Here is a 23643-nt window from a genome sequence, read left to right as displayed (position 1 = left end):
GAACCTGTAATGTTTGGGGACGCAGGGGTTCACTGCTCAAGTTGTTCGAGCAGCCCGAGGAATTCATCGTCGGACAAGCCGGAGTCGGCGAAATCCGAAGCCGTGGCTCGGCCCACCGAGGGCGCTTGGCAATGCTCCAGCAGGGCTATGAGTCGCTGCTGGAATTGCCGCGCCAATTCACCCACTAATGCCTGATCATGGACCTGCGGCGCATAACGCCACTCCACATGCAACTGGCCTTCGTTTACCAACGCCGTTACATCCAGCCAATGCGTGCGGCGGGTGCTGTCGGCGCGCATGCCAGGGCACACCGGTCGCGACAGACGCCAAAGCCGCGAAGCGCCGATCCATTGGTCGACCCGTCCCAGGTAATTGAACGTCAAAAGTGAAGCCGTACCCAGGCCGTGCGCCGGGTCCTGGCGCAGCAAACCATAGCCAATGCCTTGTTCGGGAACACGGCGCAGCGCTTCCTTGGCCGCGATGATCGAGGGTTCGAGATCCCAGGAAGTATCGACCGCCAGCGGATAGCGGCTGGTGTGCCAACCGATGGAACGGGACAACTCGGGGCCCTGCTCCCAGCCGCTGCGGCCATGGCTTTCCAGCTCAAGGGTGACGCGTTCGCGTCCCTGCCACTGACCGATGACACCGGCCAATGCCGCCACCAGCAGGTCCTGGACCTGGGTGCCGTAGGCCGCGTGACAATCGCCCAGTAGTAACTGGGTCTGCTCCAACGACAATTGAGTGGCTAGCGTGCGACTTTCGCCGTACACATTGGCTTGTTCGGGAACCGAGCCTTCGGCGGCCAACTGCTCGTGCCAGTAGTCAACCTGGGCCTGTACGGCGGGTTCGCGGCGATGTTGCTGCAAGGCCTCGCTCCACACATGGAAACCCGCCGAGACGGTAGGCAATGCCACGTTCGATTGCAGGTAGAGGCTTTCCAGTTCTTCCAACAGAACCTGCCAGGACACCGCATCCACCAGCAAATGATGCGCCGTGCACAGCAGCTCGCGGCTCTGGGAGAAATACACCCAGCGAATCAGTGGTGCCTTGGCCAGATCGAAGCCGTGCTGCCAGCGCTGCAACAGCGCTTCGCTCAACGGTTGCTCCTCGACGTGGAACAACACGTCGACCTGGGATTGGGAAAACGCCTGGTAGCGTTGTTGCCAACCCTGCGGCGACGCTTCAAATGTCAGGCGCAAGCTGGCATGACGCTGCAACAGCGTGCCCACCGCGCGGGCAAACCGGTCCAACTCCAACGGTTCGTCCAGCGCCAACAGCAGCGACTGGTTCCAGTATCCGGGCTGGCTTTGCTCTTGAGCGAAGAACCATTGCTGGATCGGCGTCAGGGCAAATGCCGTGGTGGGTTCGATGGCGGAGGGCTTGGCACCCTCCTTCGCCGCGCCTGAATCAACCACTTGCCCGGCCCAGCCACGCACCGTGGGGAACTCGAAAATCTGCTTGGGCTTGAGTTGCAGCCCCTGCTGCTTGGCCCGGGCGATGATCTGCAGGCTCAGGATGGAGTCGCCCCCGACGCTGAAGAAATTGTCATCGACACGCAGTCCAGGGTTATTGAGGATCTCGCGAGCGATATCGAGCAAACGTTGTTCGAGGCTGCGCTGCGGCGTCTGCACCACTCGGGCCAAGGCCCGCACGGTCTGTTCGGCGAACAGCTGCTTGGGCGTCATCAGGATATTTTGCTGGCGCGCCAAAGCAATGATCTGCAGGCCGAGGATCGAGTCGCCGCCCTGGGCAAAAAAATTGTCATCGGGCCCCAGGTCGGGATTGCCGAGCAGCCCGCGCCAGATGTCGAGCAACGCGCTTTCGACCGCGTCCAAGAGCTCCTCGGTTGGAACCGTCGCCTGCGCGGTGGCCGGCGCTTGCTCGGCCAACTGCAGCAATGCCTTGCGATCAACCTTGCCGTTGGGCAACAGGGCAAAGCCATCGAGGCAATGCCACTGGGCAGGCTGCATATAGTCCGGCAGTTGTGCTTGCAGGGTGGCTTGGATATCAGGCAACGCGCTCGACGGCGCGACCAGGAACGCCACCAGGCGGTTGCCCGTCAGCCGCGACGGGCTGTTCAGCACCTGTACGTCGCTCACATGCGGCATTGTCCGCAGCCGTGCCGCGACTTCCGCCGGCTCGACCCGGTAGCCGCGGATCTTGACCTGCTCATCGAGCCGGCCGAGGAACTCCACGCACCCTTGATGATTGAGCCGTACCCGGTCGCCGGTGCGATAGCCATGCTCACCGAAGCGGGCGCGGTCTGCATCGCTGGCGCTGAGATAACCCAGCGCAACCGTCTTGCCCTGCACGCAGAGCTCGCCACTCACGCCGATCGGCAACAAGCGGCCATCGGGCGAACGCACGCTGACCTGGACATTGGGCAGCGGTCGACCCAGCGGGGCCGCGCCATCCATATCGACCTCATGGGTCAACACCCCGACAGTGGTTTCACTGGGACCGTAGTGGTTGACGATACGCAAGTGCGGCCTCAATGCGCGCAAGCGCGAAACCAGCTCATGCCCCAGGGCCTCGCCGCCGGTTACCAGGCATTGGCGTGGCAACAAGCGTTGCGGATCGTTGGCGACCAGCAAGGCGTTGAGGTGTGACGGTACGATTTTCAGCAGATCCACGGGCTCGCGTTCAAGCACAGCCGCCAGCCCCTCGGCGTCGAACGCCAGTTCCTCGGCCAGGAGCCGCAAGCGGCGGCCGCTGAGCAAAGCACCGAACAAGGCCGTATGCCCAAGGTCGGTGGCACAACTGGCAAGGCTTGCCAGGCTGGCATCGGCGGGCAGGTGCAGGCGCTCAAGACACCCCGTCACGTAATGAATCAGATTGCCCTGGCTGACCGCCACGCCCTTCGGCCGGCCCGTGGAACCGGAGGTGTAGACGACGTAGGCCGGCAGGTCAGCAGCCACCGACGCGCGCATCGGCGATTCGCTCGACAGCTCGGCATCTGGCAACGACAGCCAGCGCACCGCATCCGGCAGCCAGTCGGGACGCAGGCCCTCGCCGATCCAGATCTGGGGCGCGGCATCCTCGCAGATATCCTGCAAACGCGACTGCGGCCACTGCGGATCGAGGGCCAGGTAGGTGGCGCCGCACTGCCAGACCGCGAGCATATGCATTACCAATTCGCGGCTGCGGGGCAGGCACAAGGCGATGCGTGCATTCTCCAGGTCTGCGCCCGCTTGCAAGCGCTCGCCACGGGCCACAACTGCCCGGCCCAGTTCGGCATAGCTGAGAGTGCCTTGCTCATCTTGCAGGGCAATCGACGCGGACTTGCACTGTTGGACGAACGCCTGCCAGGCGTTGCTGAACGGAACCGGCATGTCCGCGCCGTGAAGGATTGATTGTTGCACGGGCGGCAGCCAGTCGAGCTGGGCAAACGGCACAGCCGGCTGTTCGATGACCGCGTGGACCAACGCAACGAACTGATCGCAATAACGCAGGACTGTTTCGTGGCGGTACAAGGCTTTGCTGTAGCGCCATCGACAGAGGAAACCCTCCTCCTCATCCACCACGACCATGTTCAGTTCATGGGCCGCTCCGCGCTGTTCCGACAGCAGGCGATCGAGGTATTGATGAAAAGGCGCGGCGCGTTCCCTGTTGAGCGTGAACATGTGCTGGAACAGCGGCGCCTTGCCCGCCTGACGCTCGAAGTTCAACTGCTTGACCAGGCGCGAGAACGGGTAGTGTCGGTGCGCGAGGGCCTGCTTGACGGTGGCGTCCACCTCTCGGGCCCAGTCACGACTTGAAAGATCTGGCTGCAAGCGACAGCGAACCGGCAGCGAGTTGACCAGATATCCCGGCAAACTGAGGTGTTCGCGTCGCAAGCGCAGACCGCCGGCCGTACCGAGAACAAAATCGTCTTGCCCGGACAACACCCCGAGAAACTGCTGAAACAGCGAGAACCACCAGACGTACGGCGTTACGCCCCACTCTCGGGCGAGGGCCCGGATTCTCGCCGTAGTGGCGAGATCGAAGCGAACCGGCAGCTCCATTCCTTCGAATGACCGGTCACCGCCAAAGGCGAAATCCGTCGGCAAATCCAGCGTCGGGGCTTCGCTCAGTTGCGCCTGCCACCAAGCCAGCTCCGCAGCTTCAGTCGCCTCGCTGCGCACATGCAGCTCACTGTTGTAGTCGCGATAGGCATCAGGGTTGATCGCCGGCAACGGCTGATCATCGACCTGTGCGAACAGCTCATTGAGCACGATATAGAACGTGGCCGGATCGGCGGCGATGTGATGGATCACCAGCACCAGCGTGAGCTCGGTATGACCATCCCGGGCGTTGCTCAGCACCACACCTCGGCAGACTTCCCCGGCCTGGAGATTGAAAGGCCGGTCGGCCAGTTCGGCAATGCGTTGCTGCAAGGTGTCGGTGTCCGCCGCCTGCAAGGCAACCCACTCCAACGGCTGGATATTTTCACCACGACTCCACTGCACCAGGTCGCCGCTGCGTTCGCCGTAGGCCATGCTCAACACAGGGTAACGCCGCTGAATCGTGGCCCAGGCGTCTTGTAGGCGCCGGGGCAAGTCCTCCGTTACGAACTGCGCCTTGATTCGTCCTGCGTAAGCAAGGTTATAGGCACAACTGTCGGGCTCCAGTCGCTGTAGAAACCAGAGCGCCTGCTCATTGTCGGTCAGTGGCCGCGCATCAAAATAATCGGGATGCCGGGCGAGCCATTGCAACACCTCGTGCTCTCGCGAACGGAGCTCGATTTCAAGTTCATCCGTCAGAGCGCCCTGCGGCCCCGGCGTGATGATCAGTTGACCTTCAGCTTCCGACAGGCGAATTCCACGCAGCCAGCAGCGATGCATCAGGCGATCGAGCATGTGTTGTCCTTCATTTTGCTTGTTCGAAATCAGCCGTCTGTTGCAACGGCTCTGAAAGAGAGGGGATCAACCCGCCGAAGCAGGTTCCGCCATGGCGACGACAACCTTGCGCGCGCCTTGGAATGTCGAGCGACCGTGGGCAACGAGCATGTTGTCGAGCATCAGCACGTCGCCCGCCTGCCAGGGGAAACTCACCTGGCAGCGCTGCAATACTTCGCGGACATGGTCAAGGGCCTCCAGCTCGATCGCTGAACCGTCCCCGTAGAAAACGTTACGCGGGACGCCCTCTTCGCCCACGATGGAAATCAGGGTCTCGCGTACAGGTGCCGCGAGGTTGGAGATATGGAACAGATGCGCCTGGTTGAACCAGACCCACTCTCCCGTGATCGGGTGCTGGGCCACGGCCTGGCAGACCTGGCGCGTGGACAGCTCGCCATCGTCCTTCCATTGGAACTGGATCTGGTTGGCACGACAGAAATGTTCGACCTGCGAGCGGTCTTCGGTGCTGAACGCCTGCTGCCAGGGCAAGTCAAGGCCGTTGCCGTAGTTGCGCACGTACATCAGGCGCTTCTCGGCGAAACGCTGGCGGATAGCCGGGTCGAGTTGCTGGTAGACCATGCGGCTATCGGCTATTGGGGTTTCACCGCCCACAGGAGAAGCCTGTACGCAGTGGAACCAGATTTTCATCGGCCAATTGAGGGAATAGGACTGTTCGTTATGCAGCGGGATAATCTGGTGGGCCGGATATTCAGTGGAGGTGTATACCCGGTTGTTGAGCTTGGTGCGCGGCGTGGAGGCGTAGTCATAGGTCAGGAGTTCATGACCGAAGCTGCGGGCGAACGCTTCGAAATCGGCCTCCCCATCGAATGCAAAACCGCGAAACAGAATACCGCCCACGCGTGGCAACTGGGCCTCGACTGCCTGCAGGATCTGCGCTCGGCTGTCCTGCCAGGCCGCACCGGCGGCGGGTGCTTCAAGGATGAACGGCAAGGTCTGTTCGTTGCCCGGTACGCCTTCCATGGATTGAACCTGTGCACGCGCCAAACCAGTTTCCATTAGTAATCCCTCGCCATTCCGATAAGCGTGTTTTTTCGAGAGCACAAACTAATACAAACGAGTAACAACCGCAATAGAGAATCATTGTCATTCATGACATTTGTATGACGGCTGATATATATCACTTGCCCTGCAGCACACTCTCCCGCTCAGCGATATGAGACATCAACAAATAGGCGGAGCCCAATAATCCCTGCATCGTATCGGCATAGCGACTGCGGTTCAGGTACAGGAACTGGCGGTTCTTCACTGCGAACAGGTTGCGCCATTGGGGGGACTGACGAAAGGCTGCCGTACTGGTTTCCGAATCGAGCATTTCCTCATAAGTGTCGATAATGAAATCACTGTCGAAGTCACCGATTCGCTCCAGGCTGTAGGGCACATTCTGGCGCGCCTCGCGATACGCGGCGACACGACCCAGGCCGAAATCAGCGATGACATCATCCATCCCGCCACGGCCGATCAGCTGGAAACCATCGGTATAGACTTCAAGCGTCGTGACCGTGATACGCGAGGGGTCCTTGACGCGTTTCTTGAACTCGCTGACCACCCATTGGTATTCGCGCAGCATCTCCTCATAGCGCTGTTGCTTGCCGACCAGTTCCGCGAGTTCCTTGGCATACGTCTTGATATCGCTTTCCCGGGAGGGCAACAGCACCACCGGGGCGATTTTGCTGAGCTTTTCCTTGAGGTCGGCGTGATACGAAAGGCCCACGATCAGGTCAGGTTTCAAGGCGGCAATGGCTTCCAGGTCGGGGGACTGGTGTGAGCCGATGTATTGGATGCCCGTCACATCGAAGCGCTCCTGCGCGCCGCGAAACAGCACGTCTGAAAAAAGCTTCTTGCGCCCTGTCGAGCCGCAAGGCTTGATGCCCAGCTCCAACAATTGGGTGGTCAGGCTGAAATCGTGCAAGGACACGATGCAGTGAGGTTCAACAGGCACCTCGACCCGACCGAAACTGTTTTCGAACACTTTGGTTTCAGCCGCGCCAGCGTCCATGGACAGCAATGCCAGCGGCACGCATAGCATGCCGAGCAACCTTGGGAACATTCCTTTCAACCGCACGCACTTGCCTCCAGATAACTTTAATATGAACATCGCTGTGTTTCAGCGACTGCGTTGTCGCGCCAGCAGCACGATCAAATAAGGCGCGCCGATGATTGCGACCACCAGCCCCGCCGGTAATTGCAAGGGTGGAAAAACGCCCCTGCCCAGCGTATCGCCCGCCAACACCAGCAGCGCCCCCGTCAAGGCCGACAAAGGCATCAGGGCGCCGTGGCGATCACCCGCCAGTTGGCGTGCCAGATGGGGCGCAACCAATCCGACGAAAGTCATGGTGCCGACATTCGCCACGGCCGCCGCCGTCAGCATGACACTGCACAGCAACAGGAAAATCATCACGCTCGTGACATTCAGGCCTCGGCTGAGCGCGACTTTTTCACCCAACTGCAACAGGTTCAGCTGACGGTGAAAGAACAGCAATGGAGCGCCCGCCAGCAACAGCCAGATACCGAGGCTATGGACCTGCGTCCAGCCGGCCCGGTGCAAACTGCCGCCCAACCACATCAGGGCGGACTCGACCTGATCGATGTTGCCGTAGGTGATCAGCAGGTCGGCGACCGCGCTGAGCATGGCGGTCAACCCGACGCCGACAAGAATCAAGCGCAACGGTGAGATGCCCTGGCGCCACGACAGCAGCGCGACGAAGAACGCCACGGCCAACCCGCCTGCCAGTGCCGCCAATGGATAAAGCTCCAGCGGCAGCAGCGTGGGCCAGAGCACGATGATCAGCAACATCGTGACGCTGGCGCCCGACTCCACGCCCACCAGGCCCGGTGCCGCCAGGGGATTGCGCGTCAACGACTGCATCAACAGGCCGGCAAGCGACATGGCCATGCCCGCGAGGATTGCCAGCGCAACACGGGGCAACCTCAGCTCCCACAGCAGGTTGCGTGTCGTCGAGTTGACTTCATCGGGCGACACAAGCGCTTGCCAAGCCTGGGCAACATCCAAGGAATAACTGCCGACCGTCAACGCATACAACGACAAGACCACCAAGCCAACCAGCAACGCCAGCAGCGAGATCAAGTCGATCGGCCTCGCAACCCAAGGCAGCAGCGGTAGCGACCTGGGCAAGGTCAGTGCCAAGCGCATCATCGGACTTTCCTCAATACCAGCAAGACGAAAATGGGCCCACCGATCAGCGCCGTGACGATGCCAGTATTGAGCTCGAAGGGGCGCACCACGGTTCTGGCGGCGATGTCCGCCAGAACCAGCAGGAGCGCGCCAAGCAAGGGCGCGGCCAGCAACAAGCGACGATAGTCATCGCCAAACAACAGGCGCGCAGCGTGAGGCACCACCAATCCGACAAAGCCGATGGGCCCCGCCAGGGCCACGGCGGATCCCGACAGCAACACCACGGAGGCCAGGCCGAACAGGCGCATTTTCAGCAAGTTGACGCCCATTCCGGCCGCGGCTTGCGGCCCCAGCCGATGGGCGTTCAGCGCACGGACGTTGACCAGGCACAAAAACATGCCCAACACGGCGTAAGGCCAGACCCACGCCTGCATCGAGCCTCCGGTTACACCGATGGAGCCGGTGAGCCAACGACGCAGGCTGTCGAGCCCCTGTTGGTCGAGCAACAACAAGATAGACGTGATGGCGCTGAACAACGCCGCAATCATTGCGCCGGACAGGGTCAGTCGAATCGGATTGTGCCCCCTTCCCGCCAGCAACAGAACGCCAATGGCTGCCACCAGGGCGCCACTGAAAGCAAACAGCGGGATCATCGACAGGTCGTGGCCCGGCAAAACCAGCAAGCCGAACACCACGAACAATGCCGCACCGCTGTTGATGCCAAGAATTCCAGGGTCAGCCAACGGGTTGTCACCCACCGCCTGCATGATTACGCCGGCCAATCCAAGGCTGGCACCTACCAGCATGGCGACCAGCAAACGCGGCAGGCGGCTGCCGCGAATGACACTCTGGTCGGCGTTGCCCGGTGCATAGGCCACCAAGGCCTGCCAGGTGTCACTCCAGGGAATGCTCTTGGCGCCCACGGCCAGATGCAGCAGCGCGGCCAGCGCAATGGCGATCAACAGGCCCAGCCACACCGGCAAACGCAGACCGTGTCTCACATGGCCTCCCGCACGGCCAATGGACGACTGCGGTTGGTTTGCGGCACACATAACGGATCGCCGGAATAAGGGTCGGTAATGATGTGCGCATCCAGGTCGAAGACCGCCTTGAGATTCTCCTGGGTGAAAACCTCGGCGGGCGACCCTTGGGCCAGTAACCGCCCTTCACGCATCATCACCAGGTGATCGGCGTAACGTGCAGCCTGGTTCAGATCATGCAGCACAGCCACGATGGTCTTGCCTTGCTCACGCAGGTCCTCCAGCAATTCAAGCAGTGTGATCTGGTGGGCGATATCGAGAAAGGTCGTGGGCTCATCCAGCAGGATGACTGGGGTGTCCTGGGCCAAGGTCATGGCAATCCAGCAGCGTTGCAATTGCCCGCCCGACAGGGTTGCCAAGGAACGGTCAAGCAAAGGGCCGATGCCCGCCAGGTCGATGGCGCGGTCAATCGCCAGTTGATCCTGCTCGGACCATTGGCGCCACCAGCTCTGCCAGGGAAAGCGCCCCTGCATCACCAGTTCTCGTGCGGTCATGCCGGCGGGTGATGTGGTGCGCTGCGGTAACAGCGCCATTCGTTGCGCCAGTGCCCGGCGCGAATACTGCCCCAGGGTTTTCCCGGACAGATGCACGTCACCGGCGCTCGGTCGCAGCATATGCGCCAGTACATTCAACAGCGTGGTCTTGCCGCATCCGTTGGCCCCGATCAACGCGGTGAAGCAGCCTTCGGGAATTTCCAGGCTGACACCGTTGAGAATCTGTTGCTCGCCATAGCTCAGCCGCACGTCTGTGGCCTTCAGCATGATCGTCCCTCCATGCCCAAGAGGGCCTAATCGAATCGTCCAGCGCGCATTGCCCCTGGGTCATTTTTTGCAATGACACCACGTTGGAAACCGGCCGGGGCAAAAAAGTGGGGCACAGAATATGTCGAAACGAAAATAATTTCCCTACAAGCCTGACAATATTAATGCAAACCCTTATCATTCACAGTCAGATTATGGCCAGTAGACACTAACCTTGCTCGTCTGCCTGATGCCGCTGGACCAGGACAACAGGCTTGCGAAGCTGAAAAACAACCCCAAGGACTTCCTCGATGCTCGAAAGAAAAACAACAGTTGGCACCGAAAAACGCTACGCCTCGCGTCATCCAGCGTTTCACCTGAGCACTTTGGCATTGGCTTTGGGGAGTATTTTTTCAGCGCAGGCGATCGCTGCTCAAGAAGAGGCGTCCGGCAAAGGTCCTCTTCAACTCGGCGAAATCAATATCAATGCCGCCGCCGTTGAAAACCCGACGGCGCCTCTCGCCGGCAAGGTCGCCCTGCGCAATGGCAGCGCCACCAAGACCAACGCGGCCATCACTGAAACGCCGCAATCGCTGTCCGTGGTCACTGCCGATGAAATGCGCGATCGCAAATCGGACACCATGGCTGACGTCTTGAGCTATACGCCGGGTTTCACCAGCCAGCCAAGCAGCTTCAACCGCACGTCGGACCGGTTCCGCATTCGCGGCTTCGACGTCGAGTCCGCCACCGGTGGCTCGCTGCGCGACGGCATGCGCCTGCAGAACAACTCCTACGATGGCGTCCAGGAACCCTATGGCCTGGAACGCGTGGAAGTCATCCGTGGCGCGGCCTCGGTGCTGTATGGCCAACTCTCGCCCGGCGGCTTCGTCAACGGCGTCAGCAAGCGTCCAACCGAAACCCCGCTGCATGAACTGGGGCTGCAATACGGCAACCATGATCGCAAACAACTGACCGCAGACTTCAGTGGCCCGCTCGGCGACAGCGACGTCCTCAGCTACCGCTTGACCATGCTCAAGCGCGACAGCGACACCCAGCAGGACTACATCAACGACGACAAGCTCTACATCGCCCCGGCCCTGACCTGGCGTCCCAACGATGACACGTCGCTGACACTGCTCTCGTTCTACCAGAAAAGCGACACGCGTTTCTCCGCCCCGCTGCCCTATCAATTGGTCAAGGGTGTGGGCGACGGCCCGTTCACCATCGGTCGGCACGACTTCATCGGCGAGCCCGACTACGACGACATGAATGGCGAGATGTCCGCCGTCGGCTACGAGTTCGAACACCGGTTTGATGAACACACCCGCATCAGTAACAAAATGCGTTACTACGAGGCTGATGTGAAGTGGAAATACATGCAGGCCCAGACCAGCCCGGCTGCTATCAACGGAGCGGTTAATACCGGCGTTCTGCGCCGCCAGTACAGTGACCGGCGTGAGCGCTCCCGTGCGTTAGCCAGCGACACTAATATCGAGACGCGTTGGAACATCGGAGGTATTGAAAACACTTTCCTGGTGGGCGCTGATACCTACGACGCGTCGTACGACTCGCACAACTTCCGTGACAGTCGCCCCTTTCCAGGGTCACCACCTATCAACATCGGCGATTATAACTACGGACAGCCGGTTATCGTGGACAAGAGCCGGAACCGCGACCGTGGCTCGCAAATCGACACCTTCCAGACAGGCATCTACTTGCAGGACCAGATCAAGTTCGACGATCACTGGCTGTTGCTGCTCGGTGGCCGCCACGACTGGGCCGATCAGGACCAGGAAGGCTTCGCGACTGGCCAGAAGCTGAGCCAGAACGACGAATCCACCACCTGGCGTGCCGGTCTTGTGTACCAGGCAGATAACGGCCTGGCCCCTTATATCAGCTACAGCGAATCGTTCTTCCCGGTCGCTGTTTCCGACGCGCCAGGCCAGACGTTTGATCCTACCGAAGGCAAGCAATACGAGATCGGTATTCGCTACCAGCCCCCTGGCAGCAACGTCCTGCTGAGTGCGGCGGTTTATGAACTGACGCAGGAAAACGTGCTGAAGATCGACCTCGCGGGCAACGCTTCGCAGATCGGCGAACAGCGCTCCCGTGGCCTGGAACTGGAAGCCAAGGCCGACGTCACGCCTGAACTGACAGTCATCGCGACCTACGCCTACACCGATGCGCGCATCACCAAAAGCAACATCCCGAGCGAAGTGGACCAGCGCAGCGAAGATACGCCGTACCACCAAGCCGCTCTGTGGGCCGACTACAACTTCGCCCTGTTCGGCTTGCCGAAACTGAAAGTCGGCGGCGGCGCGCGCTATAAGGGAACCACCCAGGCCTCGGGTATCGATTCGCAAATGCCGGCCTACACCCTGTTCGACGCCATGGCCAGCTACCAGATCGACAAGAACTGGGACGTCGCGCTCAACGCGAACAACGTGACAAACAAAAAATACACCTATTGTGAGTTTGCTATCTGCCGCTACGGCGACGAGCGCGAGCTGGTGACCTCCGTCAATTTCAGGTGGTAAAAACGATGACTCGGTCGACGCTGACAAGCGTCGACCGAGTCATTTCATGCGGTACGAACTCCCCTCTGCGACCCTCGAATTCCCATTATCGCAACGATCGCTCTTAATGCTCTTTTGACTTGACTCATGAGATTACGGTCGTCATATTACGATCATCATAAGCCTGACAAGAACCGGCCAAGAGGGATGTCCCATGGAAACTGGAAGTGCTTCAGCAATCGCAGGGGCGCCGGCACATGCACCAAGCCAACCCCTGACCGGCCGAATCGTGGCGCTGCTCGCGGGCCTCGCGGCGATCGGCATGCTCTCCACGAATATCATCCTCCCGGCCTTCCCGGTCATCGGCGAAGAACTCGGCGTGACCGCCCGCGAACTCGGCCTGACCCTCTCCAGCTTCTTCGTGACCTTTGCGTTCGCCCAATTGCTGGTCGGTCCGTTGGCCGACCGCTATGGGCGCAAGAGACTGGTGCTGGGTGGACTTTCCGTGTTCGTGGCCGGCACCGTCATTGCAGGCTTCGCCACGTCCCTCGATCTGCTGATCGCTGGACGCGTCGTCCAGGCATTGGGCGTTTGCGCAGCCTCGGTGTTGTCGCGCGCTATTGCACGCGACCTGTTCGAAGGCGAAACATTGGCGCGCGCCCTGTCGCTGACGATGGTCGCCACCGCCGCAGCGCCAGGTTTTTCGCCATTGGCCGGCAGCGTACTGTCGGTCACACTCGGATGGCGCGCCATCTTCATTCTCGTCGGATTGGCCGCCGTGGTACTGGCTTTTTTCTATGTGCGTGACCTTGGAGAAACCCATCCCGCCGACCGCCGGGCGCCGCATTCCACCGGCAGCGTGCTGCGTGCCTATGCCAGGTTGATGATGGACACGCGCTTCATTCTGCCGGCCCTGTCGATGAGCCTGCTGCTGAGCGGCTTGTTCGCCTCCTTCGCCGCTGCTCCCGCGATCCTGATGAAAGGCATCGGCCTGACGTCGGTGCAGGCTGGCTTGTATTTCGCTTCAACGGTGTTCGTCGTATTCGCCGCCGGCATGGCGGCACCACGCCTGGCGCACCGCCACGGTCCGCGAACCATCGCCTTGCTGGGCATTGCCTGCGCCATGGTCGGCGGCGGCTTGCTACTGGTCGGCTCCGCCGATCCTGGCCTTGGCTGGTATGCGGTGGCGATGGTCACGTTTCTTTGGGGTATGGGGCTGGCTAATCCGCTGGGCACGGCCCTCACCATGGGGCCGTTTGGCAAGGAGGCCGGGATGGCCTCCGCGCTGCTGGGGTTTCTCTCCATGGGCGCGGCTGCGCTGACAACCTGGCTGGCCTCTGTGCTGAGCTTTTCACCCGTCACGACGCTGGGCGCGATCCAGGCGCTGACGTGCCTGGTCGCGCTGCTCCTGTTCGTCCTGCGGCGCTGATCGGTATCAGTCTTCCCAGCGCCGAAACAGCACGCTGGCGTTGACGCCACCAAAGCCGAACCCGTTCGACAGCGCATGGGTGATCGGCATTTTCCGAGCTTTCAAACCGACCAGATCGAGCCCGCCGGCCGCCTCATCGGGATGAATCAGGTTCAGCGTCGGCGGCACGACCTGATCGCGCAGCGCGAGGACGGTGAAGATCGCTTCGATGCCTCCCGCTGCTCCGAGGAGATGTCCAGTGGCGGACTTGGTGGACGTGATCGCCACGCCCGAGCCGGTGCCAAATACCGCGCGAATCGCCGCCAGTTCACCGGCATCGCCGACCTGGGTCGACGTCGCGTGGGCGTTGATGTGCTGCACTTCGGCGGGGCTGACCCCAGCCTGGCGCAGCGCCTGCTCCATGGCGCGCCGTGCACCGTTGCCATCCTCCGGCCCGGCCGTCAAATGATAGGCATCGGCGCTGGTGCCATAACCCACCAGCTCCGCCAGCGGCTTGGCGCCACGGGCCAGGGCGTGTTCCAGCGATTCGATCACCAGCAGCCCGGCGCCTTCGGCCATGACGAAGCCGTCACGCTCGCGGTCGAAGGGCCGCGAAGCTTCTTGCGGGCGCTCGGCGAACCCCGTCGACAGCGCGCGGGCCGCTGCGAAACAACCCAAGGTCACACGGTCTATCGCCGCTTCGGTGCCGCCGCAGATGGCGATGTCCGCCTCGCCACTTCGAATGAGCCTGGCGGCGTCACCAACGGCCTGCACACCAGCAGCGCAAGCCGTGACAGGCGCGCCAAGCGGCCCCTTGAAACCATGCCGGATCGACACCTGCCCGGCCGCCATATTGGCCAGGAAAGCCGGCGCGGTGAACGGCGACAACCGGCGCGGGCCACGACTGTCCGTGGTGCGCACGGCCTCGGCAATCGTGGCGAACCCACCCACGCCCGAGGAAATGATCGTCGCGGTCCGCTCTTGATCGATGGCATCGACGGGATGCCAGTCCGCTTGTTCGAGGGCTTCGTGAGCGGCCACCAGGGCGAACTCGATGAAGCGATCCATCTTCTTGCGGTCCTTGGGCGCGATGAGGCGTTCCGGGTCGTAGCCGGCAATCCCATCCTCTTCGAGGGAAGGCACCTGCCCGCCAACGGCAACGCCGGTTCCTTCGACGACGTCATCGGACAGGTTGCGAATCCCGGAATATCCGGCCAACAAGCGCTTCCACACCTCTTCCACGGCACAACCCAGGGGGCCGACCATACCGACGCCAGTGACGACGATGCGTGTTTGATCTTGGCGATTTTTCATGAAGCCCTCTTCGTCTCAGGACGGATCTTGAACCAGATGGAATACATCGCCGGCAGGAACACCAGCGTCATGATGGTGCCGACGAACGTGCCGCCGATCAGTGTGTAGGCCAGCGTCCCCCAGAACACCGAATGGGTCAGCGGAATGAACGCGAGGATTGCCGCCAGCGCCGTGAGCAGCACCGGACGGGCCCGTTGCACCGTGGCCTCGATCACCGCGTGGAACGGATCGAGGCCTTCCTTGGCGTTTTGATGGATCTGCCCTATCAGGATCAACGTATTGCGCATCAGAATGCCCGACAGGGCGATCAGGCCGACCAGCGCGTTGATACCAAACGGCTGGTTGAAAATCAGCAGCGTCGGCACCACGCCGATCAAACCCAGCGGTGCGGTGAGGAACACCATGATCATCGCCGAGACCGAACGGACTTGCAGGATGATGATCAGCAGCGTCATCGCGACCATGATTGGAACCAACGGGACGATGGCTTTGCCGGCCTTGCCCGATTCTTCGATGGCCCCCGCTTGCTCGATCCGGTAGCCGCTGGGCAGCCTGTCGATGACCGGTTGCAGTTGCTTGAAAATAGCACTGGAAACGTCCGGCGGTTGCAGGCCTTCGTCGATATCGCCGCGCACGGTCATGGTGGGTGTGCGATCACGACGGCGCAGGATCGGGTCCTCCATGCGCACATCCACCTCGCCGACCTGGGACAGCGGAATCCGCTGTCCCGTCGCGCCCACCAGGGTGAAGCCTTCTATTTTGGCGGGATCCAGACGAATATCACCGGCGGCGCGACCGACCACCTGCACCGATCGAATGCCTTCGCGGACCGCCGTGATCGGCACCCCTGCGAGGAGGAATTGCAGCTGCTGCGCGACCGCGTTGGAGGTCAGCCCCACGGCCTGCAAGCGGTCCTGATCCAGGTTGAAATGCAAGGTGGGCACCCGCGCCCCCCAGTCGGTGTTGACGGTCCGCATCAGCGGGCTCGCCTGCATGACGTCCTGGACCTGGCTGGCGATTTCGCGCAATTTCGTCGGGTCAGGCCCCATCACGCGATAGGCCACCGGGAACGGCGAATACGGGCCGAACACCAGTTGGGTCACCCTCACGCGCGCTTCCGGTGCAAGCCCTTCGGCGACCGCTTCACGGAGACGGAACTTGAGGGCTTCGCGCGATTGCTGGCTGTCCGTCAGCACGACAATCTTGGCGAAAGACGGATCGGGCAGTTCCGGCGCCATCGCCAGGTAGAAGCGCGGTGCGCCTTGGCCGATGTAGGCGGTAACGATCTTGGCCTCGTCCTGCTTTTGTAGCCAGGCTTCGACCTTGGCGACGGTGGCGCTGGTCTGCTCGATGGACGTGCCATAGGGCATCTGCACTTCCACCAGCACCTCTGGCCGATCCGAGGTGGGGAAGAACTGCTTCTTCACCAGGCTCATGCCGAGGATCGCCACCACGAATGTCGCGATCACGGTACCGGCCACCCACCATTTGCGCGCAATGACCCGCGTCAGTACCCGACGAAAGCGGTTGTAATGGCGGGTGTTGTAAATGGCCGCATGGCCACCTTCGACCTGTTTGATGTCCGGCAACAGTTTCACGCCCAGGTACGGCGTGAACGCCACCGCGACTACCCAGGAAGCGATCAGTGCAATGCCGACGATCCAGAACATGTTGCTGGTGTATTCGCCAGCGGTCGATTGCGCGAAGCCGTTGGGCATAAAGCCGATGGCGGTCACCAGCGTGCCGGACAGCATCGGCGCAGCCGTATGACTCCAGGCGTAGGCCGAGGCTTTGATCCGGTCGTAGCCCTCCTCCATTTTCACCACCATCATTTCGATAGCGATGATCGCATCGTCCACCAGCAGCCCGAGCGCGAGGATCAGCGAACCGAGGGTAATGCGGTCGAAGTTCTTGCCGGTGGCGGCCATGACCACGAACACCACGGCCAGCGTCAGCGGTACCGCCGCCGCGACCACCACACCGACGCGCCAGCCCATGCTGACAAAACACACGATCATCACCACCAACAGCGCGACGAAAAACTTGACCATGAACTCACCGACGGCCGAGTCGATGTTCACCGACTGGTCGGTGACCTTGCTCAGCGTCATGCCCAGCGGCATGCCCTCGTTGATCGAGCTCGTTTCAGCGTCCAGCGCTTTTCCCAGATCCAGGCCATTCCAGCCCTCGCGCATGATCACACCCAACAACAGCGCCTCTTCGCCGCCGTTGCGCACCAGGAACGTGGCCGGGTCTTCATAGCCGCGCTCGACGGTCGCCACGTCCGAAAGCTTCAGCGAGCGTCCCAGGACTGAAATGGGCGTATCACGAATTTTCTGCAGCTTGTCAAAGGCACCCTCCAGGCGCAGGAAGACCTGTGGCCCGGCGGTTTCGATCGAGCCGGCGGGCGTGAGCATGTTCTGGCTGTTCAGGGCGGCGAAAATCTCTTGGGGGGATACGCCCAGCGTCGCCAGCCGATCATGGGAAAAAGACACGAAGATCCGTTCGGGTTGTTCGCCGATGATGTTGACCTTCTTCACGCCCGGAACATGCAGCAGCCGTTGGCGCAACGCCTCGGCGTCGCGGACCAGCAGTCGCTGCGGTTCGCCCTTGGCTTTGAGGGCGAACAAGGCAAAGGTCACATCGGAGAACTCATCGTTGACCATCGGCCCGATGACACCGGCCGGTAGTTTGATAGCTTCGTCGGCGAGCTTCTTGCGCGCCTGATAAAACTCTTCCTGCACCTGCGACGGTGGCGTGCGATCGACCAGAGATACCATGGTGAACGCCAGCCCTGGGCGGGTATAGGTTTCCGTGCGGTCGTACCACTTCAGTTCTTGCAGGCGTTTTTCCAACGGCTCGGCGACCTGATCCTGCATCTCCTGGGCCGTCGCGCCCGGCCATGCGGTAATCACCGTCAGTTGCTTGACCGTGAACGGTGGATCTTCGGCGCGCCCAAGCTGGAAGAAGGCCAGGACGCCCGCGACAGCGATCAGCAACAGCAAGAACACGGTAATGGAGCGCTCGCGGACGGCGAGCGCCGAAAGGTTGAAGCTCATGGGCGATTCCCCGCGACGTTCACATCGCCCGGCCCAGCCAGCCTTACCGCTTCTCCTTCACGCAACAGATGGGCGCCCAGCGCGACGATCCGCTCGCCCGTTTTCAAGTCGCCCGAGACTTGCGCGGCATCGTCGCTCAAGGCGAGGACCTGGACGGGACGCCAGGCAACTTTCGCCGGCTCTGCGGTAATGACCCACACACCGGTGCCTTTGCCCGAGTCGAAAATGGCGGCAATCGGCACTTGCAGTGCTTGCCCTGCTTGAGCGCCCTCGGCGATCCGAAGCGTCACCGTCGAACCCAGCGGCGCGTTAGCCAGCGCGCCCTCCAGCACATACCGCGCCTCGAAGGTACGCGTCACCCGATCGGCCGAATCCGACAGCAGCCTCAGCTTGGCGCTCACCACCTGCTTGGCGTTGCCATAAAGCGTCGCCTGGGCGGTGGAGCCTGCGGCCGGCCGCAGGGTCTCGGGCAACTGCACGACGGCTTCGCGCTGTCCGGCCCGCGCGAGTCGGACCACAATTTGCCCAGGACTGACGACTTGCCCAGGCTCGGCGAGCGTTTCCATCACGACGCCGTCCGCGTCAGCAAGCAGCACGGCGTAGCCGGAGGCATTGCGGGCCACGTCGGACTGCGCTTGCGCGGCGCTGAGCTGCGCCTTGGCGGTATCGGCGGCGGCCTTGATCTGGTCGTAGCCCGAAGCGGAAATAGCGCCTGCGGCGACCAGATCGCGGTAGCGCGCCTCGTCATCAGCGGTCTGCTTGGCCCTGGCCCGAGCGGCGGCGACAGCCTCCTGTTGCGCCCGCGCCTGCAACCCCAAGTCGATCGGGTCCAGGCGCATGAGCGGCTGTCCCTTTTTAACCCTCTGGCCGGTATCGACCAGACGCTCGAGCACCTTGCCCGACACCCGGAAACCCAAGTCGCTCTGAACCCTTGCCGTGACGACACCGGAAAATGTACGAGATGTCGCGGACGAGCCCTGGACTTCGGCAACCCGCACCAACGGCGCAAGCGTGCGCGGATCATTCGCGGTGGATGACTCGCCACACGCCGTCAGGACGAGTGGCAACAAGCAAGCGGCAAGGGTGACGGATCGGTGCCGGAACATAGGGTCCCTTACTTGAATGGATAGGATGGGAATCGCATTCTCAATCTAGTGACCATATCTGTAAATCGTCACCATCTCCCGTACCGAATCCTTTCGCTCACCCATCGCCCGGTGGCATCAGACAATCAAACTGCACTTTCTGCAAGCTAAGAGAAGCCGGATTGACAGACTGTGACCACAACGTAATATGGTCACATCCATCCCAGCCCAAGGAACCTCAATGCCACCCTTGCGTCCCATTGCCCTTTTGATGAGCGCCAGCTTGATGGCGGGCTGCGCGGTCGGCCCGGACTACCAGCGTCCCGAGGTCCCACTTTCGAGTCGGTACCTGGGTCAGTCTTCGGTCGAACATTCTTCGGTCGAACAGAGCTCCGCGAGCACACCGGCCAACTGGGCCGCCTGGTGGGAAGGCTTTGATGATCCCACGCTCAACGGATTGATCGTCCAGGCTCTTGGACAGAACCTGGACCTGGCACAGGCCTCGGCGCGACTCACGCAGGCACGGGCGGGCCTCGGCGCCGCCAACGCCGCTTTGCTACCGTCGGGAAACATCAGCGGCCAAGCCGCGCGCGCTTATCAGTCGGTGGAAACGCCGCTCGGCCAGGTGTTGGACTCAACGCCCGGTTTTGACCGGTACGGAAGTTCCTACGAACTCAACCTCGGCGCCAGTTGGGAGATTGACGCCTTCGGCGGCCTGCGACGCGGACGCGAAGCGGCATTGGCCGATTACCAGGCGTCCGAGGCGGGCGTCGCCGCCACGCGACTCGCCGTCGCCGCGCAAATTGCCGACACCTACATCACCTTGCGCGGATTGCAGAGCCGATTGGACATCGCGAACCGTCAAGTCAGAACGCAGCAAGACCTGCTGGAAAAAGTCCAGCTGCTCTACAGCAAGGGCCTTGCCGCCAGCTATCAGGTCCGACAGACCGAAGGGCAATTGGCACAAGTGCAGGCTACGGTTCCGATATTGCAGACTGGGCTCGATGCGGCCATGAACGCAGTCGATGTCCTGCTCGGCACGCCGCCAGGCACCCATCGCCCGCAATTGGCTGCACCACGGGATATTCCTCTTGCCCCACAGCTAACGGCAACGGGAACACCGGCCGACCTGCTGCGGCGCAGGCCTGACCTGATGGTCGCGGAGCGGCGCCTCGCGGCTTCCAATGCGCGCATCGGCGAGGCCGTCGCCGAGTACTATCCGAAGTTCTCCCTCAGCGCCTTGCTCGGCAGCGCCACGGCGGTGTCCGCTGGCAATCTTTTCAGCAGCGGCGCCAGCCAGTCGGCGGGTGTGTTGGGCCTGCGCTGGAGGCTTTTCGATTTCGGCCGAATCAACGCTCAGATCGATCAGGCAAAAGGCCAGGAGGCCGAAGCGCTGGCCGCTTATCGCCAGTCCGTATTGCGCGCCACCGAAGAAGTCGAAAATGCATTCAGCGCCTTGGTCAATCGGGAAACCCAGGCGACTACCCTCGCCCAGGGCGAAACGGCATTGACCCAGGCCCGGCAGTCATCCTTCGTTGCCTATCAGAAAGGCACCGCCAGCCTGATCGATGTGCTCAACGCCGACGACACGCTGCTGCGCACCTCCGATGCCCATGCCCAGGCGCGAACGGAGTCGGCACGGGCGGCGGTCGCGGCATTTCGGGCGCTGGGTGGTGGCTGGCAACCGACTGAAGAGCGACCCGTAGCGACAAGGTGATCGTTTTCCAGAACGGTCACTTTTTCACGACGTGAGCGGCCTTCAGCCAACGCTCAGGGCATCAGGCTGCGCAGGATGAGATTGGAGGTGAGTGTGGGGGCTTGCTCGACGAAATCGAGGTTGTATTGCAGCAGCAACGGATTGACGAATGGCCGCAGGGCCAGGTGAATGGCGTCTACGGTTTCGTCCAGCGGCGTCTTGCGCTCGAACTCGCCGAGCTCGCGCCCTTCGCGGACAATCTGCAGCACGAAGCTTTTGATCTGCGCGTTGTAGACCTGCGAACTGGGCCAGTGCTCCGAGGCCGAAAACGCCGCGATGTCATAGAGTTTGCGGTCGTTGAAAAACAGGTCCACCCCAGTGGCAACCACGGTCTTGACCAGCCGACGAAAACGCTCCGTTGCTGAAAGGCCCTCTTCATTGATGGCCTGTTCGACGGCCGCAACGATAGTCGACAGGCAGTTGGCGCAGATGGCTTCGCCGATCGCCTGTTTGGAATCGAAGAATTTATAGATGTACGCCTTGGAAAAGCCGATGGCCTTGGCCAGGTCGGAAACCGTAGTCTTTGCGTAGCCGTACTGGCTGAAATGTTCATTGGCTGCCGCGACGATCTGATCTCGAATGTCGTGATCGACTGGGCCGCGAGCGCCGGGCGAGGTAACTGATGGCTGGTTCATGGGGGCAGCTTACGCATCCGAAAGCGGGTTGACAACGCATGACCCGATCGTAATACAGTCACCCATTATCCAATCACTTCGGCATACACCGACCTGTCGACATTGCCGCCCGACAGGATTACCCCGACGTTTTTCCCCTTCATCAACCCACGCTCCTGGATAAGTGCCGCCAAAGCCGCAGCGCCGGCCCCCTCGGCCAGGTTATGGGTATCGGTGTAATAGACCCGCATCGCCTCGGCAATCTCCTGATCGCTGACCGCTACGATCCGTGCCGCCCCGGCGTGATAGATGGCGAAAGCCTCGGGAATCGGTTTGCGCACGGCGAGGCCGTCTGCGAAGGTGTCGGCAGAGGCGGTTTCGTAGATCGTGCCCGCCTCGAACGATCGTTTCGCCGCCGTAGCCTCGGTGGACACCACGCCCACCACCTGGGTGTTCAGGCCCAAGGCGTCACGTGCGGCGATCACCGCGCAGATGCCCGAGCCGCAGCCAATGGGCACGTAGACGGTGTCCAGGTCTGCCACTGCCTCGAACAGTTCAAGGGCATAGGTGGCGACGCCTTTGACCAACTCGGTGTGAAATGGCGGCACGAGATACAAGCCCTGTGCCTGCGCAAGGCGTGCTGCTTCTTCACGGGCCTCATCGAAATCGCGACCATATTCGATCACCTCGCCACCGAAGCCGCGCATGGCGTTGTTTTTCTCCTCCGAGTTGCCTTGCGGCACCACGATCAACGCCTTCAGCCCTGCCGCGCTGGCTGCCAGCGCCAGGCTCTGGCCATGATTGCCCCGAGTGGCGGTGACGATACCGTTCACCTCCGGGCGCTCACGCTTGAGCCAATGCATGAAGGTGATACCGCCGCGCACCTTGAAAGCGCCCGTGGGGGTATGGTTTTCATGCTTGACCCAGACCGTGCAACCCAGCCGTTGCGCCAGCAAGGGCCAGGCGTACTGGGCCGTGGCGGGCATGACTTGGTAGACCTGGCGGGCGGCTTGTTCAATGTCGTCATGAGTCAGTGCGTACATGGTGGACCTCCTGAGGTTTCGCCGAGTCTAGCCAGCGACACCGAATCCGGGCTTTCAAAAAACTGACCTGACTTTTGCGGCGCTGCTTCACTACTATGAACACCATGAGCCATCGAAACCGCACGCCGTTGCCGCGCCCGACTGAATCGACCCGTCGTATCGAGGTCGGCCCTTGGGCAATCGAATTGCTTCCCGGCTGCGCCTATGCCACCCGCTACGTCGCGACCCAGGCGGCGATTGGCTTCGCCTTCGACAGCCAGCGAGGCGTGCACGCCATCGGCAGCGACCGGATACAGCCTTTCATCGCCATGCCCAATGGCTTGGCGTTCGTCCCGGCCCAGTGTGACGTCTATTCGGAGTCATCCCAGGGCGGCGAGTACCTGCGCGTGATGCGTACCGACGGGCAGGCGTTGGCGGGAGATCGCGCCTTCAACAATCGCCTCGACCCACGCGCCATCGCCCTCGCCCAACGCATGCGGCGCGCGCTGCTGCACGGCTCGATCGACGACGATTGGGAGGCTTGGGCCCTGGCGTTGGCGCAATGCTCGGCACCGGACAAACACTCGCCAGCAATGCGCCAAGGTTCGATGACCGACAGCCGGATGCGCCTGCTGGACGAGTTCATCGATGCGGGCCTCGACCAACCGCTGGGCGTGCCGGCCATGGCGCAATTGCTGGGACTGTCCGAAGGCTACTTCATGCGGGCCTTCAAGCACGCCACGGGCCAAAGCCCCCATGGCTACCTGATCGATCGACGCCTGGCCAAGGCCCGGGCGTTGATAAGCGACACATCGACTACACTGACGCAAATCGCCCTCGCCTGCGGCTTCAGCTCACAGGCGCACATGACGACGACGTTCAAGCAACGCCTTGGTGTGAGTCCGGCGCAGCTGCGCCAAATGACGAAGTGCATTTGACGCCCTTGACTTAATGGTCCAGTTTTTAAAAGACAGGGCGTTATGCCTGATACCCCGTTCGTAACTCCCCGTTCGACAATCAGAGGGCCGTTGCTGCCTATGAACGATGTACGAAACACC

Annotated in this window: 15 protein-coding genes; 4 read left to right on the top strand and 11 right to left on the bottom strand. The window is 61.8% G+C overall.

Annotated elements, in window-relative coordinates:
* Positions 1 to 29 precede the first annotated feature (29 nt).
* The 6 genes from J3P95_RS11860 to J3P95_RS11835 form a co-directional block, all read right to left on the bottom strand.
* Complete coding sequence (locus J3P95_RS11860; RefSeq protein ID WP_434577107.1) at positions 30 to 4838, bottom strand: condensation domain-containing protein; 4809 nt, start codon at positions 4836 to 4838, stop codon at positions 30 to 32.
* Positions 4839 to 4904: 66 nt separating this feature from the next.
* Positions 4905 to 5858 carry a TauD/TfdA family dioxygenase gene (locus J3P95_RS11855; RefSeq protein ID WP_434581220.1) on the bottom strand — a complete coding sequence of 318 codons (954 nt, stop codon included), beginning with the start codon at positions 5856 to 5858 and terminating at the stop codon, positions 4905 to 4907.
* 157 nt (positions 5859 to 6015) lie between these two features.
* On the bottom strand, positions 6016 to 6960 hold the full coding sequence (locus J3P95_RS11850) for an ABC transporter substrate-binding protein (RefSeq protein WP_434577109.1): 945 nt from the start codon (positions 6958 to 6960) through the stop codon (positions 6016 to 6018).
* Between the two features lie 42 nt (positions 6961 to 7002).
* Positions 7003 to 8052 (bottom strand): FecCD family ABC transporter permease, encoded by a 1050-nt coding sequence (locus tag J3P95_RS11845; protein WP_434577111.1) that lies wholly within the window; start codon positions 8050 to 8052, stop codon positions 7003 to 7005.
* Positions 8049 to 9032 (bottom strand): FecCD family ABC transporter permease, encoded by a 984-nt coding sequence (locus J3P95_RS11840; protein WP_434577113.1) that lies wholly within the window; start codon positions 9030 to 9032, stop codon positions 8049 to 8051. Before J3P95_RS11840 ends, J3P95_RS11845 begins: the two co-directional genes overlap by 4 nt.
* A complete protein-coding gene (locus tag J3P95_RS11835) occupies positions 9029 to 9832 on the bottom strand; it encodes an ABC transporter ATP-binding protein (protein WP_434563297.1) in 804 nt (267 codons plus the stop codon). The genes J3P95_RS11840 and J3P95_RS11835 overlap by 4 nt, the downstream gene beginning before the upstream one ends.
* Before the next feature lie 290 nt (positions 9833 to 10122).
* On the opposite strand from J3P95_RS11835, the gene J3P95_RS11830 reads away from it, so the two are divergent.
* A complete protein-coding gene (locus J3P95_RS11830) occupies positions 10123 to 12348 on the top strand; it encodes a TonB-dependent siderophore receptor (protein ID WP_434577115.1) in 2226 nt (741 codons plus the stop codon).
* Between the two features lie 193 nt (positions 12349 to 12541).
* The gene (locus J3P95_RS11825; RefSeq protein WP_434577117.1) at positions 12542 to 13756 is read left to right on the top strand and encodes a multidrug effflux MFS transporter; all 1215 of its coding nucleotides are present in this window, start codon (positions 12542 to 12544) and stop codon (positions 13754 to 13756) included.
* A 6-nt stretch (positions 13757 to 13762) separates the two neighbouring features.
* Here J3P95_RS11825 and fabF read toward each other — a convergent pair whose 3' ends face one another.
* Genes fabF through J3P95_RS11810 form a run of 3 tightly spaced genes read right to left on the bottom strand, consistent with a single transcriptional unit; the run spans position 13763 to position 19214 of the window.
* Positions 13763 to 15049: a beta-ketoacyl-ACP synthase II gene (gene fabF / locus J3P95_RS11820; RefSeq protein ID WP_434563291.1), complete on the bottom strand. Its 1287-nt coding sequence runs from the start codon at positions 15047 to 15049 to the stop codon at positions 13763 to 13765.
* Positions 15046 to 18108, bottom strand: coding sequence for an efflux RND transporter permease subunit (locus J3P95_RS11815; protein ID WP_434577119.1), 3063 nt, complete (start codon positions 18106 to 18108; stop codon positions 15046 to 15048). Before J3P95_RS11815 ends, fabF begins: the two co-directional genes overlap by 4 nt.
* Positions 18105 to 19214, bottom strand: a complete 1110-nt coding sequence (locus J3P95_RS11810; protein WP_434577121.1) for an efflux RND transporter periplasmic adaptor subunit — start codon at positions 19212 to 19214, stop codon at positions 18105 to 18107. The genes J3P95_RS11815 and J3P95_RS11810 overlap by 4 nt, the downstream gene beginning before the upstream one ends.
* 220 nt (positions 19215 to 19434) lie before the next feature.
* On the opposite strand from J3P95_RS11810, the gene J3P95_RS11805 reads away from it, so the two are divergent.
* Positions 19435 to 20910, top strand: a complete 1476-nt coding sequence (locus J3P95_RS11805) for an efflux transporter outer membrane subunit (protein WP_434577123.1) — start codon at positions 19435 to 19437, stop codon at positions 20908 to 20910.
* Positions 20911 to 20963: 53 nt separating this feature from the next.
* On the opposite strand, the gene J3P95_RS11800 is transcribed toward J3P95_RS11805, so the two are convergent.
* Positions 20964 to 21584, bottom strand: coding sequence for a TetR/AcrR family transcriptional regulator (locus J3P95_RS11800; protein ID WP_434563283.1), 621 nt, complete (start codon positions 21582 to 21584; stop codon positions 20964 to 20966).
* A 65-nt stretch (positions 21585 to 21649) separates the two neighbouring features.
* Positions 21650 to 22606, bottom strand: coding sequence for a threonine dehydratase (locus J3P95_RS11795; protein ID WP_434577125.1), 957 nt, complete (start codon positions 22604 to 22606; stop codon positions 21650 to 21652).
* A 104-nt stretch (positions 22607 to 22710) separates the two neighbouring features.
* Here J3P95_RS11795 and J3P95_RS11790 point away from each other — a divergent pair, with 104 nt between their 5' ends.
* The gene (locus J3P95_RS11790; RefSeq protein WP_434577127.1) at positions 22711 to 23523 is read left to right on the top strand and encodes a helix-turn-helix transcriptional regulator; all 813 of its coding nucleotides are present in this window, start codon (positions 22711 to 22713) and stop codon (positions 23521 to 23523) included.
* Positions 23524 to 23643: the final 120 nt, after the last annotated feature.

The sequence above is a fragment of the Pseudomonas sp. Z5-35 genome, from assembly GCF_051131945.1.
GTDB classification, from domain to species: Bacteria; Pseudomonadota; Gammaproteobacteria; order Pseudomonadales; family Pseudomonadaceae; genus Aquipseudomonas; species Aquipseudomonas marvdashtae.
Note: the sequence above shows the minus strand (reverse complement) of the source record. Positions and strands in the feature narration are given on the sequence as shown.